Here is a 14,181-nt window from a genome sequence, read left to right as displayed (position 1 = left end):
TATTTACTTTTTAAAATAATTGGTACGTTCCAATGAATTAAATGATTGACTTTTATTTAATGTTTGTTATTATGAACATATAGAAAGCGCTATAACTTTAGCAAATAAAACATATAGGAGTGTGTAACTATGACAGAAACTGATTTTTCATCTAAATCATATTTAGATAAAGTTGATGCTTGGTGGCGTGCAGCAAACTACCTTTCAGTTGGACAACTTTATTTAAAACAAAATCCATTATTACAAACTGAAGTCGTACCTGAAGACATCAAAGTTAACCCTATTGGTCATTGGGGAACAATCTCAGGCCAAAACTTTATTTACGCTCATTTAAACCGTGCAATTAATAAATATAACTTAAACATGTTCTATATTGAAGGACCTGGTCATGGTGGCCAAGTTATGGTTTCTAATGCTTACCTTGATGGTAGTTATACAGAAATCTACCCAACAATCACTGAAGACTTAACTGGTATGCAAAAATTGTTCAAACAATTTTCATTCCCAGGTGGTGTCGCTTCTCATGCTGCTCCTGAAACACCAGGATCAATCCATGAAGGTGGCGAATTAGGTTATTCATTATCTCATGCCGCTGGTGCTATTCTTGATAACCCTGACGTAATTGCTGCTACAGTAATTGGTGATGGTGAATCAGAAACTGGACCATTAGCAGCAAGTTGGTTCTCAAATGTCTTCATTAACCCAGTTAATGATGGTGCTGTATTACCAATCCTTGATATGAATGGTTTCAAAATCTCAAATCCTACAATTTTATCACGTAAATCTGATGCAGATTTAACAAAATACTTTGAAGGTATGGGTTGGGATCCAATTTTCGTTGAAGGAACTGATCCTGAGATCATCCATCCTGAAATGGCTAAAAAAATGGATCTTGCTATCGAAAAAATTAAAGCAATCCAAACTGAAGCTCGCAAACACCCAGCTGAAGAAGCAACAATGCCTAAATGGCCTGTTATGATTGTTCGTACACCAAAAGGCTGGACTGGTCCAGAAGTCTGGAACAACGAACCAATCGAAGGCTCATTCCGTGCTCATCAAGTTCCAATTCCTGTAGACCAACGTCACATGGAACATGTTGATGCTCTTGTTAAATGGATGAAATCATACCGTCCAGAAGAATTATTTACAAAAGACGGTCAATTAATTCCTGAACTAAAAGAAATGGCACCTAAAGGCAACCAACGTATGGCAATGAACCCTATTACTAACGGTGGTATTAATCCTCAAAAATTAGTTATGCCTGATTGGAAGAAAAATGCTGTTGATACATCAACTCCAGGTGCTGTTACAGCACAAGATATGATTATTTTCGGTGACTTCGCTCGTGATATTATTGAAGAAAACCCTAAAAACTTCCGTATCTTCGGACCAGATGAAACAAAATCAAACCGTTTGAATGCTATCTTTGAAGCTACTAACCGTCAATGGTTAGAACCAATCAAAGAAGGTAACGACGAATGGCAAAGTCCTGTAGGCCGTGTTCTTGATTCACAATTATCAGAACATCAAGCTGAAGGTTGGATGGAAGGTTATGTCTTAACTGGACGTCATGGTTTCTTCGCTAGTTATGAATCATTCTTACGTGTCGTTGATTCAATGTTGACACAACATTTCAAGTGGTTACGTAAAGCCAAAGAACAAACATGGCGTAAACAATACCCATCATTGAATGTTATTGCAACATCAACTGTATTCCAACAAGATCACAATGGTTATACTCATCAAGATCCAGGTATGCTTGGTCATTTAGCTGATAAGAAACCTGAATTTATCCGTGAATATACACCTGCTGATTCTAACAGTTTATTAGCTGTTATGAATAAGACTCTTCAAAGTGAAGAACTTATTAACTTAATCGTTTCAAGTAAACAACCACGTCCTCAATTCTACTCAGCTGATGAAGCTCAAGAACTTGTTGACAATGGTTTGAAAGTTATCGATTGGGCAAGTACTGCTAAGGGCGATGATGCTGATCTTGTTATTGCTGCTGCTGGTTCAGAACCTAACTTAGAAGCTTTAGCTGCTGTTAGTCTTTTAAACTCAGCATTCCCAGAATTGAAGATTCGTTTCATCAATATTGTAGATATCTTAAAATTACGTCATCCTAAGATTGACCCTCGTGGTTTCTCTGATGAAGAATTTGACGGTTACTTTACAACTGATAAACCAGTCGTATTCGCATTCCATGGTTTCGAAGCTATGGTTCGTGACATCTTCTATGATCGTCATAACCACAATGTTTCAATCCATGGTTACCGTGAAAATGGTGATATCACTACACCATTCGATATGCGTGTCTTGAACCAAATGGATCGTTACAACCTTGCTAAAGATGCTGTCTTACAAGCTGGCAACTTAGGCGCTGCAGGCGATAAATTTGTTAAAGAAATGGAAGCTATGGTTGCTAAACATGAATCATACATCCGTGAAAATGGTGATGATCTTCCAGAAGTTAATAACTGGAAATGGACTCCACTAAAATAGTAAAACTTTAAACGAAAAGAGAACCGCAATTGCGGTTCTCTTTTCGTTATCATTAAAAATCATTCTTTTGTGAGCTGTCCATCTCGCATAAAAAATGTTTGGTCTGTATATGCCAAGACATCTTCATCATGTGAAACCATAATAATCGTTTGTCCCGTCTTTTTAGTAATATCGGCTAGCTGGGCTGCAACTTGCTTCGCTCTTTTGCTATCTAAGCTTGCCGTTGGCTCATCAGCAAAGATGAGCTCCGGTTGCCCAAATAATGCTCTAGCGATTGCAACGCGTTGTCTTTGACCACCTGAAAGACTAGCAGGATATTGATTTCTTTGGTCCCATACACCTAAGTCACGTAACATCATTTCGGGATTACGACTTTCTTTTTTAGTTTTCATTTTATTGACTAATTCAAATTGTTCTAAAACGGTTAAAAATGGGACTAAATTAGACCCTTGTAAAATAAACCCAAATTCATTAAATCGTAACCTAGTTCGCTCTTTTTCGCTTAATTGTCCGATCTCTTGATCTTTAAAATAAATTGTTCCATCGGTTAATCCTTGTAATCCACCCATAATGGTCAGCAACGTTGTTTTTCCAGATCCTGATGGACCTGTCAAGCCAATAAACGTCCCTTTCTCAACAACTAAATCAATATTATCAAGAGCCAACTTTTTATTATCACCTTTTCCAAATGTTTTAGAAACATCAGATAATTGCATTAAACTCATTTAGACACCTCCAATTGCATCAAGTGGATCAACACGTAATATTTTAAAAATGGAGAATAGTGATCCTAGAATGATCATCAATAATAAGATAACCGAAAATCCTACGACTAAGAAGACATTATTTAAAAATGGGACGGCAGCTGGTAACGATAGCGCTGTTGCCACATCTGCAATAATACCCAATCCAATTCCTAGTAAACCTAGTAATGACGACTCCCAAATTAAGCTTTTAACCAAAGTCCCACTAGAAACTCCTTGTGCACGTAACACGCCATAAACGGCTGTTTTTTCAATGGTTAAAATATACATAAAGATACCTACGATAAACGCAATAATGACAAATAAGGCGCCAATCATTAACGTAAAGGTCTTCACTTCTGGACCATATCCCGGTATGTTGTTAATCACCTTGTCCATTGTTAATGTCGCTAATTGTTGATCTTTTTTAATTTTAGCTGAATTTTTTAAAACAACTGCATTAATTTTTTCAGTCGGATTGTCCGGGCCATAACGTAACGTTTGATAGTCAGCTAATTGTAAATAGACAACTGGTGCTGTTGTGTATTTATTACCCGTCGTTATCCCCACTACTTTATATTCTTGTTTCGCATTATTAATTTTTATTTTTTGGCCTAATTTAGTGGCATCTAATCCATTATCAACAACTACTTCGTTAACTTTCTGCGGCATTCTGCCTTGAACTAATTTAGGCTTCAAAAATTGATTAAATTGAACTCCAAAAACACTAATATTAGCTTTTGGTTCGTTTTTCCGACTAGCAACGCCCATCATTTGACCTAAATAAGCGTAGTCTGATTTTGACCCTGAAATCTTAGGAAGTGAGTCTTTTTGTATCTCGGAAGATGCCAAATTATTATTCGCATACTGACTGATAACAATGTTATCCGCATCCCAATTATCAATTGAAGACCGATTATTGTTCGCAAGCCCAAAAGCCAATCCCGTTAAAAAAAAATGAGATATGAAACTAAAAAGATGGTGAAAATAATCAGACCATACCGAAGTTTATTATATTTAATCTCTTTAACAGCTAAGTACATGTCATATTCCCCCTTATTTCTACTATATAATAACTTTGCACCAAATTAAAAGTAAACGTTTTCAGTGGAGGTTAAGAAAAAAGCATAATCCTAAAATTTAGAATCACACTCTTAAAATACTAATTTATTTGTAATCTCGCGCTGCAATAGCTTTAACACTTGTTGTTTCTTTAACAGCCTGTTTAATAATTTTTACAACATCTGAATCACTAAATGAGTTAGGGTTAACACCAGCAAATTTAATTGAGTCTCGTGCTGCCTTAATACGTGATGCTGTAATTGCTTTACCGTTACCATCTACTATGTTAGATGAACTTGTTGTATATTCATTCGAACCTGAATACGATGATGCAGCGGCTTGTTCTTCTGACGTCAACGTAGCTGACGAATTGTTTTTTATTTCTGGTATACTATACTCCGACCCATAACCACTACTTTTAGATGATGGTGTTGAACTTTTCGAACTACTTGAAGAACTGCTTGAAGAACTACTTGTTGGGTAGCCAATCGTTGCCAAATTCTTATCATTTTTTTGTTGTAAGTCTGTTGCTTTTTTCTTTAAATCTGAGTAATAATTTTTATCAATACTACTATCTTTTAAGATTTCAGTTAATTTATCGTTTGATGCTGTGTAGCTATATTCTGTATTTAAATTCATTGCTTCATTATATGTTTTTATGAATAGCGCACGTTTTTCAAGAACCGTTGTTAATTCTTTTTTCAAATTTGTTGCTCGTTTTTTAATGACTGCTGATCCATCATGATCCGCTAGCACGATGCTAATTGCATCCTTTGCTTTACTATACTGACGATCTTCAGTTTTGTTAATTACTGCCTTGTAATGTGTCACCTGTGTCTTGTAAGCTTGTGCAGTCGCATCATTTGATTTCTTTTTTAAAGCGACATCAAAATAATTTTCTGCCTCAGTATATTCTGCATCTTGAATCGCAGTTTTACCGTTCTTCATGGCTGTATTATAATTTTTATTTGCTTCTGCATGTTTCGTTAAACCGTAGCCACCAAACATACCTACTATAACAACTGCAACTAATCCCCATACCCATTTTTTCATTTTAACCACACCTCTTATCCCTATATTTATATCGCTGTTATTATATCATGGAACATCCTTCAACCGTTATTCAAAATAAGAATTTAGTCCCTGAGAGAAACTAAATTCTTATTTACTTAATTTATAATATAAGTGACAACAGCATAATAGCGCAAAGTCCAAGTACAACAGATAATCCCATTGATCTCGTACGATATGCGATTGCGAATACAACCACAGCCGCTATTAATTTTGTGACGTTATCTACGCCCACAAATTGAAAACTTGAATCAATAAAAAGGTCTTTAAAAACTAATGCTGAAAATAACGCAACGGGTACATACTTCATCCATTCATTAAACCATTCTGGGATTTCTCGAGATGAAAAAATTCGTAATGGAATAAATCGCGGTAAATATGCAACAATTGCAGATAAAATAATTAATAAAAAATGATCCATTGTTGTCATTTCCATAGTTAACTTTCCTCAGAAACTTTAGACTTTCTACTTATTGTATGTCGACTTGCTTTTGGTTTAATCGTATTTAATAATTTATTTCGTTTACCTTTTCTAACAATTTCATGTTCAATAATAAATCCAACAAAGGAAGCTAGTAAAGTTGCTACAACTAATCCCATCGTACTTTGGAACAATGACATGAAAATAATTGCTAAAATACCTGAAAGAATACTAATAATAATTGTGAGATAATTTTTAAGTTGCATGACTATCATGTAAATAAATAATGAAGTTAATGCAAATTCAACAATGCTTAAATTAATTTTTAACCCAGCACCAATTAAACTACCTGCAATATTACTCATCGTCCAAAATAATAATGAATAATGTTCAACCATCAAGGCATCTTTTGGTTTCCATTCTTTATCTGTTGCAAATTTTAAATAGTTTACTGCGTAATTTTCATCGTTTAGTGATGCCGCAAATATGTATAAAAACTTACGACTAGTTCCTCGAATGTACTGTGACAAACTAGCACCTAATAACGCATACCGTAATTCTAAGAAAAATAGCATAGTAACAATTGAAAGAATTGGCGACTGAATCGTCAACATTGATGCAATTAAAAACTGTGCACCACCTGAAAAGACAAGTATGGAAACTAATCCTGCTAATATCGTATTGAAGCCTGCTGCATGCAACAAAATACCACATGCGAGTCCAATTGGGACGTAACTCAGGCAAAGCGGCATCGCAATTTTAAGAACTGTGAGCCAGCGTTTCTCTGTTTCTTTCACGATAGTCCTCCAATAATATAAAGTTGGTTTAACGATATAAATTATAGCATACATCTGTTTCTTAATACTCATTATTTAGTAACTCTAATCAAAAAGTTATCCAATAATGATCTGTTCTGATGGAAAACGATACTTTTCATCCCGTTCTTTTTTCGAAACAAAGAATATTAACATGTATAACATCCCTACGCGTCCAACAAACATCAAAATAATAATGACCATTTTACCGATAATGCTTAATGAACTGGTAATTCCCGTTGATAATCCCGTCGTTCCAAAAGCAGAAGTTACTTCTACAATCAGCGAAATCAACGAATGATTCTCCGTAATACTTAAAATAAAGACCGCGATTAAACACATAAATATCGATAGGTTAACAACTACTACTGATTTTTGAATATCATTTTCATGAATCCTTCTATTAAAAATATTCACATTCTTATGTCCACGAATAAACGATAACAAATATAATCCTAAAATCCCAATTGTTGTTGTTCGAACACCACCACCAACTGAACTTGGACTAGCACCAATAAACATTAACATAGAAAAAATCAATAAGGTTGTCGTATTAAAATCACTAATTTGATTAATTTGTAGTCCGGCATTACGCGTTGTAATACTATAAAACATAGCTGTCATAACTCTCTCAACGAAATCCTTATGTGCAAAATAACCATTATGTTCAGATAAGAAAATTAATATTGTTCCAATAAAGAAAAATCCAATCGCAAAACTACCTGCTAATTTTGTAAATAATGAAAATCTAAATTTTTTATGTCCTGGTTTGAACCACGTAACCTTGATCCACGCTAAAATTTCAATAATAACGGGAAATCCTAAACCACCTATAAAAATTAAAATCATAATTAAAAATAAAAAGACGTAATCTTTCGAATAAGGGATAATAGATTTCCCAGTAACGTCAAATCCCGCATTTGTTAACGCAGATATTGCAATATAAAAGCCATCAAAAATTGACGCAGCTAGATGTTCAAAGCCATCACGTACATATAAATAAATTGAAAATATCACACCAAAAAAAGCTTGAATCCCTAGCATAATGCCGAAAATTGAATAAACTAAACGAACATTTCCACTTAAATGCGGTTGATTCATATCAGTTTGAATTAGCCTGCGTTGTTGCAACCCAATGCGTCGACCAGCAATTACCATAATAAACGTTGAGAGCATTGTTATACCAAAACCACCTATTTGAAAAAGCATTTCTAGTAAGATGATACCGTTATTGTTATAGACTTGCTCTAACGGAAATGTGGTTAATCCTGTAACACTAACCGTTGAGACTGCCATGAATATTGTATCAATAAATGGCACACTAGCACCAGGTTGTTTGAAGAACGGAAGGCATAATAAAATACTTGTTACTACAATCAATGCTAAATAGTAAAAGACAACAATTTGTACGGGAGAGGCCAACAAACTAGCTTTATCTAGATATTTCTGGATCCACCTATTCATTCTGACTTCCCCCTTTTAGTTTAATTTAAAAAAAGAGATTAGCGCTAAGTACGCACGCTAATCTCTAATCCTGATTATTTAATTAATTCTAATCCTGCATAACTAACAACAATTTTATGTTTTAATTCTTCAGCTGTTTCATTCTTAATAAATTCCTTATCGAATTTAATAATAGCCGAATTTTTTAGTTGTTTTTCAACGACACCAGTAAAGAACTCGTTATTTGTTTCAAAACTAACACGTGTATCAGCTGGAAATGGAATTCCTTTTTCGTTAACTTCAACATTTTTTTCATCAAAATGACTTAACATAATTTGGCCTCCTATTGTTTTAAATATTAATAGTAACAGTATACCGCTTTTTAGTTATTATTACGACCATTAGGACTAAGATTAAGAACCTCAATTTAATTAACCCATTCTAAATATATTCAATCAAAAAAATAGAGCCCGCAAAATTAATTTTGCGTAACTCTATTTAATAATCTATTTTTCTAAATCTTGTAATTTTTGATTATCATCTAATTGTGATTTACCAGCAAGTCCAACTCTTTGAAGAATTTGCATAGCAACCCATAATAGAACTAATGAAACGATAGCGAAGATTGCAAGAACAAATACGCTCATGCCAATTTGTCCACTAACCATTCCAGAAGTTAATGACTCACGGAACCCTAAGGTTGAGTATGTCATTGGTAAGAATGGATGGATGGCATTAAAAAAGCTATTCGTAACTTCCATTGGGAACGTACCACCAGCGCCACCTAATTGTAACATCAAGAGAACCATGGCCACGAATCGACCAGGATTATCAAATGCCATAGCAAGTGCCATAACAAGATACATCGATGTTAACGAGAATACTGTTGCAATTAAGTAAGTTTCAGCAATATGGTCTGCTTGTAATCCAAACATAAGCATCCCTGTAACTTCAACAAGTGCCATACCAAGGGCAACGACAGTTCCAATAGCAACTTTACTCCAGAACCAAGCTGTTGCTGATTGACCTTCAGTTGAAATTTTACGGATTGGGAATGCAAAGTTAAAGACGATTGCCCCAACGTATAATGCAAGTGAAAGAACATATGGTGCTAAAGCATGTCCATAGTTAGGAACATAACTGTAATTCTTATGTTCCAATTCTGAAGGTGCTGCAAACATATTAGCTGTCTTGTTAGTTGCTTTAATTCCATTAACTGTATCTGATCCTGTTTTAAGAGCAGTAGCTAATGTTTTTGACCCTTTTTTAAGTGATTTAGAACCATCACCTAATTTAGCTGAGTTATCATCTAATTTTTGAGTCCCTGCAGCTAATTTATCAACTCCAGCAACAAGTGTTGGTACTTGTTCATTCAAGCTTACTAAACCATTTGATAATGTACCTGAGCCAGTAGCTAATTGACTAACTCCTGATGTCAATGTTGGTACTGATCCATTCAATGTTGATAATCCAGTACTTAATTGACTCGAGCCTGATACTAAGGCACTGTTGTTTCCAATTAATGTTTTAGAACCATTATTAGCACTTAATACACCTGCAGTGTATTTTTGTACACTTGGAATTAAGCCAGGAGTTTTATCTGTACCATTTAACCCAGCCATAATTTGACCTAATCCAGCATTTAGTAAGTCTGTTGCTTGGATAGCACCATAAGGACTTTCCTTTGTGCCAGAACCTGTCTGCGTTAAACCAGTTTTAACAGTATTTAATCCAGCCATTAGTTTATCAATGGCTTTCTTAGCACCTGCTGTTACTTGTGGTTCTTGAGCAGATAACTCGGCAACACCCGCCTTTAATGCTTGTAATTTAGGTAGTAATTCTTGAATAGCTGCTAATTCTTTTTGAATCGATTTTAATTTGTCACCGTTATCAGTCAACGGTGTTGTCATATCAGATAAATCTGTTTTAATTTTTGTTGTATTATTACCTGATGCTGCTAAACTTGTGCCAGCAGTTTGAAGATTACTTCCTAATCCATTAACAGAAGCAGCAATACTTTTTGCTAACGTTGGATTAGATTTCTCTAAAGCTGCAAAATCAGGTGATTTTACAAAGGTAACTAAAGCACCCATATTACTTTGCGCATCCTTAAGTTGTGCAGCAACACTGGATGCGTTAGTTGTACTATAAAGACTATTATTTAATTCACTCAATTGTGAACCAGCATCTGTTGCTTTAGCGGCAACAAGTTTAGTATTAGCTCCAATTTGAGTTAAATCGGCTGTTAATTTTTTAGCATCAATATTAGGCGCATTTGTGCCATTTAATTCAGAATTCAACTTAGAAATTCCTGAATCTAATGCTGTAAATCCAGCCATTAATTTTGCCATTTCAGCTTGTGAATCTGGACTATTTAATTGTGTATCTAAAGTTGCAGCAGACTCCTTCAAGCTTTTAGTTAACGATTGGTTACCCGCTTGAACTGTTGTAATACCACCTCTTAAGGTAATTATTCCATCATTTAATGCTTGAGAATTTGAACTTAATTGACTCAAACCACTATTTAATTCAGTAACTCCATTAGTATAACCTTTTACACCACTTGCTAATGTTGTTGAGCCAGTATCTAGTTTCGATACACCTGAAGCTAATGTACCTGTACTATTATTAAGTTTTGATAATCCAGCACTTAAAGAACCAGCGCCTGTTGCTAATTTTTGAACACCATTTTTTAATGGAACAACACTAGTTGAAAGTGTTTGAACACCATTATTAACAGTTCCTACACCAGTAATGTAGCTATTTAAGCCATCATTCAATGTTACTGTACCATCAGACAATGTTTTAGAACCACTTGCAGCTGTCTTAAAGCCTTTACCGATTGTTTTAACTTGGCCGAAAATAGCTGTTGCATATGCTTTCGTGACTGATTCACGAATTTGGCTATTTAATTGTTTTGCTGCTGTTTCACTGATAACTTCACCAATGTAGTTACGAGATGCATTAGTATCGTACGTGATTTTCATCTTTTTAGGATTTGTATCCATTAAAGTTGCAGCATTTGAAGAGAAGTTTTTAGGCAACGTAATTGTTGTATAGTACTTGTTGTCTTTCATTCCTTGTTTTGCTTGTTTTGCAGAAACGAATGTCCACTTCAATTGGTCATTATTCTTCAACTCTTTTACAAGTTGATCACCAACATCCAATGTCGTTCCATTATATTTAACAGATTCATCGTTATTAACGACTGCTACTGGTAAATCACTTGTTTTGCCATATGGATCCCAAACTGATTTCAAGAAGAAAGCAGCATACAGAATCGGAATAAGCATCATAACAATTGTTGAAACTAGAAGTATTCTATTCTTTCCAACAAATTTAAATTCATTCTTAATCATTTTCATTAAAATTGGTGCCCCCTAAATTAATTATTTCTACTATAAAATTTTATCGATACGTTATAATATACATCAAATGTCCACGAACAACAAATTTTTATTTTCTTTTTAATGTTTTTTTAATCTTACACGACTAAATTGCCCATATAGACAAAAAAATCACCCTAGAAATCAGAGATGATTTTATTGATTTAAAATAAATTTCCAAAGAAGTTAGTAATTGCACGCCACATAATAACAAAAATGTTAGCTTTTTCAATGGCATCTTTATTCGTTCCTGTAACAGAAAGTGATTTTTTGCCATCAACATAAGATAACGCATTATCTTTACCAGTTAATTTAAGCGTTCCAATATCACTATTAGCCTTAATTGGGGCTTCTAATCCTGTTTTCTTAACTAAATCAGTATTTTCTGATACTTTAGCTGAAATAATCGACTTAACTGTTTCGCCTTTTTTCAACCAAACTTTTTGATTAGATTTAAGCATAACTTTAGTTGTTAATTCTTTACCATGAAATACAGGTAAACTATCGGCGTTTTTAAATATTGTACCAGCCTTGATTGTTTCCACGTTGAACATGTCAAATACATATGACATTATTTTTTGTGTATCTGTAAAACGACTTACATCCGTTTCACTCTTGTGTGATGATCCTAAAACGACCGTAATAATTCGATGACCATCTTTTTTTACAGTTCCTGTAAAACATTCACCAGCTTTGTCAGAAGTACCTGTCTTCAATCCATCAACAGGTAATTCTGTATATGCCTTAGCTAAACCAGGTAACATCCAGTTCCAGTTTTCCATTAGTGTTTGGTCAGATGTTCCTTTATCGAAATATTTACGTTTGATACTTGTTGTTTTTAATACTTCTGGGTACTTTTTAAGTAAGTTTTTAGCAACAATTCCCATATCTTTGGCAGTTAATTCATTTTCATCTGATGCGGCTGAACCGGGGTATCGATCAGCTTTACTGATATCGCTATTAGTTAAACCAGAAACGTTATCAATCTTAGCATCTGTAATTCCCCATGACTTAACCTTTGCACGCATTAATGTTACGAAATCTTTTTGCGATCCCGATACTTCATGAGCAAGTGCCATAATAGCCCCATTTGCTGAGTAAATTAAACTAGCATCATACAGTTGTTTAACTGTGTATGATTTCGTTTTACTCAACGGAACGTTTGATAATGATGTATCCTGGCTAATTTTATAAGAATCGTTATCAATCTTAACTTTTTGATCCCAAGTTAATTTACCACTTTTAATTTGATCTAAAATAACATCAATCGAAATTAATTTTGTCATTGATGCAATTGGTAAAACAGCATCAGCATTTTTTTCATAGATTACTTGTCCAGTATCTGCATCAATTGCTAAAGCAGCTTTAGCTGTTAAATTAATAGCGCTTGAACTGGTTGTTGCAGCTGATACAGATTTAACCTCATCTTGAAGTCCCATTGCTGAAACCCCAGTAAATAGTGCTGCCCCTGAAATAAGCCCAATTACGAATTTCTTTGTACGTTTTAAAAATATCATTTTCTCTTTACCCTCTTAACTTCTCTTATTCATTTAAGAATACCCAATAATAGCTATTCTTGCAACTGTTCTTCTTGCTTTCTAGTTAATTTTATATTCTTACCCAATGGTAAATGAATAACAAAACTAGTTAGCTCTTCATTTGAGACAACATATATGTACCCACCGTGGAGCGTGACAATACTTTGAGCAATGGCAAGCCCTAATCCAGTTCCGCCCGTTTTTTGTGAACGAGATTCTTCCACTCGGTAAAACCGATCAAATAATTGATTAAGTGATTGTTCAGGTATTTTAGGGCCATCATTAGTTACTTTTACGATAACTTCCTGACCAATTTTTTCTGCTTCTAAATAAATATGTTTACCGCCTGCCCCATATTTTAAGGCATTTGATATTAAATTATTAAAAACACGGCCTAATTTTTCAGTATCAGCTTCCATCATTAACGGGTTAGGGTTCGTATTGCTACTAATTGTCATTTCTTTATTTTTAGCTTCAAGTTCAAAACTAGCTGCCAATTGTTCTAACATTTGATTCATATCAAAATTAATCGCATTAATTGGCGTCGACGTCTGTCGCACTTTTGTGTATTCAAATAAATCTTCTACTAAAACCTTCATCTGCTTTGATTTCACAAATGCTGTATGTGTGTAAGATAGTAAATCTTCTTGCGAATTATATTGATTATCTTCTATTAAACCTAAGTAACCGATAATTGATGTCAATGGTGTTCGAATATCGTGACTAACATTGGTAATCAGCTCATCCTTTGAATTCTCAATTCGACGTTCTTCTTCCATTGATTCAATCGTACTTTGAACCAAAGCATTAATACTTGAAACGACCCGCGCCATATCACCTTGTAGTTTAAAAGGAATTTGATGATCGTAATGACCGTCCGCAATATAATGCAATTCTGAAATAACATGACGTAACTGCATTTGATGATAACGTCGAATTAGTCGCCAATAGAGCACGACAACGTCCACAATAAGCATGAACGCAACAAAAACATTCCCCCAACTCCAGACATTGAAATCATTCGGCCCAAAAGTTAATGCCGTCTTAATTTGAAAAATACCATTCTCAAGTCCTGGGTTTGAAGCAATCGTCTGATTTAATAGAATAAAAATTGATAAATTCAGTAAAATTAATAGAATAATCGTGATGAATCCTTCCGCGATTAATTCACTTTTTTCTCTACCAGTTAATTTCAAA

Annotated in this window: 11 protein-coding genes; 1 reads left to right on the top strand and 10 read right to left on the bottom strand. The window is 34.4% G+C overall.

What is annotated here, in order from left to right; all coding sequences use genetic code 11:
* Positions 1-129: 129 nt before the first annotated feature.
* On the top strand, positions 130-2,505 hold the full coding sequence (locus AC1RPK_RS00565; RefSeq protein WP_481761054.1) for a phosphoketolase family protein: 2,376 nt from the start codon (positions 130-132) through the stop codon (positions 2,503-2,505).
* Between the two features lie 59 nt (positions 2,506-2,564).
* Here the strand turns inward: AC1RPK_RS00565 and AC1RPK_RS00560 are convergent, their stop codons facing one another.
* The 10 genes from AC1RPK_RS00560 to AC1RPK_RS00515 all read right to left on the bottom strand — a co-directional run bounded on the left by AC1RPK_RS00560 (position 2,565) and on the right by AC1RPK_RS00515 (position 14,180).
* The gene (locus tag AC1RPK_RS00560) at positions 2,565-3,230 is read right to left on the bottom strand and encodes an ABC transporter ATP-binding protein (RefSeq protein ID WP_481761055.1); all 666 of its coding nucleotides are present in this window, start codon (positions 3,228-3,230) and stop codon (positions 2,565-2,567) included.
* Complete coding sequence (locus AC1RPK_RS00555) at positions 3,231-4,190, bottom strand: ABC transporter permease (protein ID WP_481761056.1); 960 nt, start codon at positions 4,188-4,190, stop codon at positions 3,231-3,233. It abuts the gene before it with no gap.
* 225 nt (positions 4,191-4,415) lie between these two features.
* Entirely contained in the window at positions 4,416-5,363 is a 948-nt protein-coding gene (locus tag AC1RPK_RS00550; RefSeq protein ID WP_481761057.1) for a hypothetical protein, read from the bottom strand.
* A 121-nt stretch (positions 5,364-5,484) separates the two neighbouring features.
* A complete protein-coding gene (locus AC1RPK_RS00545) occupies positions 5,485-5,817 on the bottom strand; it encodes an AzlD domain-containing protein (protein ID WP_409021810.1) in 333 nt (110 codons plus the stop codon).
* Between the two features lie 2 nt (positions 5,818-5,819).
* On the bottom strand, positions 5,820-6,599 hold the full coding sequence (locus tag AC1RPK_RS00540) for an AzlC family ABC transporter permease (protein ID WP_481761058.1): 780 nt from the start codon (positions 6,597-6,599) through the stop codon (positions 5,820-5,822).
* A 96-nt stretch (positions 6,600-6,695) separates the two neighbouring features.
* Positions 6,696-8,081, bottom strand: coding sequence for a TrkH family potassium uptake protein (locus AC1RPK_RS00535; protein ID WP_481761059.1), 1,386 nt, complete (start codon positions 8,079-8,081; stop codon positions 6,696-6,698).
* Between the two features lie 74 nt (positions 8,082-8,155).
* Positions 8,156-8,392 carry a hypothetical protein gene (locus AC1RPK_RS00530; RefSeq protein ID WP_409021814.1) on the bottom strand — a complete coding sequence of 79 codons (237 nt, stop codon included), beginning with the start codon at positions 8,390-8,392 and terminating at the stop codon, positions 8,156-8,158.
* Positions 8,393-8,566: 174 nt separating this feature from the next.
* Positions 8,567-11,425, bottom strand: a complete 2,859-nt coding sequence (locus AC1RPK_RS00525; protein ID WP_481761060.1) for a YhgE/Pip family protein — start codon at positions 11,423-11,425, stop codon at positions 8,567-8,569.
* 185 nt (positions 11,426-11,610) lie between these two features.
* Entirely contained in the window at positions 11,611-12,963 is a 1,353-nt protein-coding gene (locus AC1RPK_RS00520; protein WP_481761061.1) for a serine hydrolase, read from the bottom strand.
* Between the two features lie 53 nt (positions 12,964-13,016).
* The gene (locus AC1RPK_RS00515) at positions 13,017-14,180 is read right to left on the bottom strand and encodes a sensor histidine kinase (protein WP_481761062.1); all 1,164 of its coding nucleotides are present in this window, start codon (positions 14,178-14,180) and stop codon (positions 13,017-13,019) included.
* Position 14,181 lies beyond the last annotated feature (1 nt).

This window comes from Dellaglioa sp. CoH-55-MRSF-6, from assembly GCF_056782215.1.
Note: the sequence above shows the minus strand (reverse complement) of the source record. Positions and strands in the feature narration are given on the sequence as shown.

What these genes read in the sequence shown, in the direction of transcription:
- AC1RPK_RS00560 (WP_481761055.1), bottom strand. Translation starts at nt 3,230, where the DNA reads ATGAGTTTAATGCAATTATCTGATGTTTCTAAAACATTTGGAAAAGGT.
- AC1RPK_RS00525 (WP_481761060.1), bottom strand. Translation starts at nt 11,425, where the DNA reads ATGAAAATGATTAAGAATGAATTTAAATTTGTTGGAAAGAATAGAATA.
- AC1RPK_RS00565 (WP_481761054.1), top strand. Translation starts at nt 130, where the DNA reads ATGACAGAAACTGATTTTTCATCTAAATCATATTTAGATAAAGTTGAT.
- AC1RPK_RS00545 (WP_409021810.1), bottom strand. Translation starts at nt 5,817, where the DNA reads ATGGAAATGACAACAATGGATCATTTTTTATTAATTATTTTATCTGCA.
- AC1RPK_RS00530 (WP_409021814.1), bottom strand. Translation starts at nt 8,392, where the DNA reads ATGTTAAGTCATTTTGATGAAAAAAATGTTGAAGTTAACGAAAAAGGA.
- AC1RPK_RS00535 (WP_481761059.1), bottom strand. Translation starts at nt 8,081, where the DNA reads ATGAATAGGTGGATCCAGAAATATCTAGATAAAGCTAGTTTGTTGGCC.
- AC1RPK_RS00520 (WP_481761061.1), bottom strand. Translation starts at nt 12,963, where the DNA reads ATGATATTTTTAAAACGTACAAAGAAATTCGTAATTGGGCTTATTTCA.
- AC1RPK_RS00550 (WP_481761057.1), bottom strand. Translation starts at nt 5,363, where the DNA reads ATGAAAAAATGGGTATGGGGATTAGTTGCAGTTGTTATAGTAGGTATG.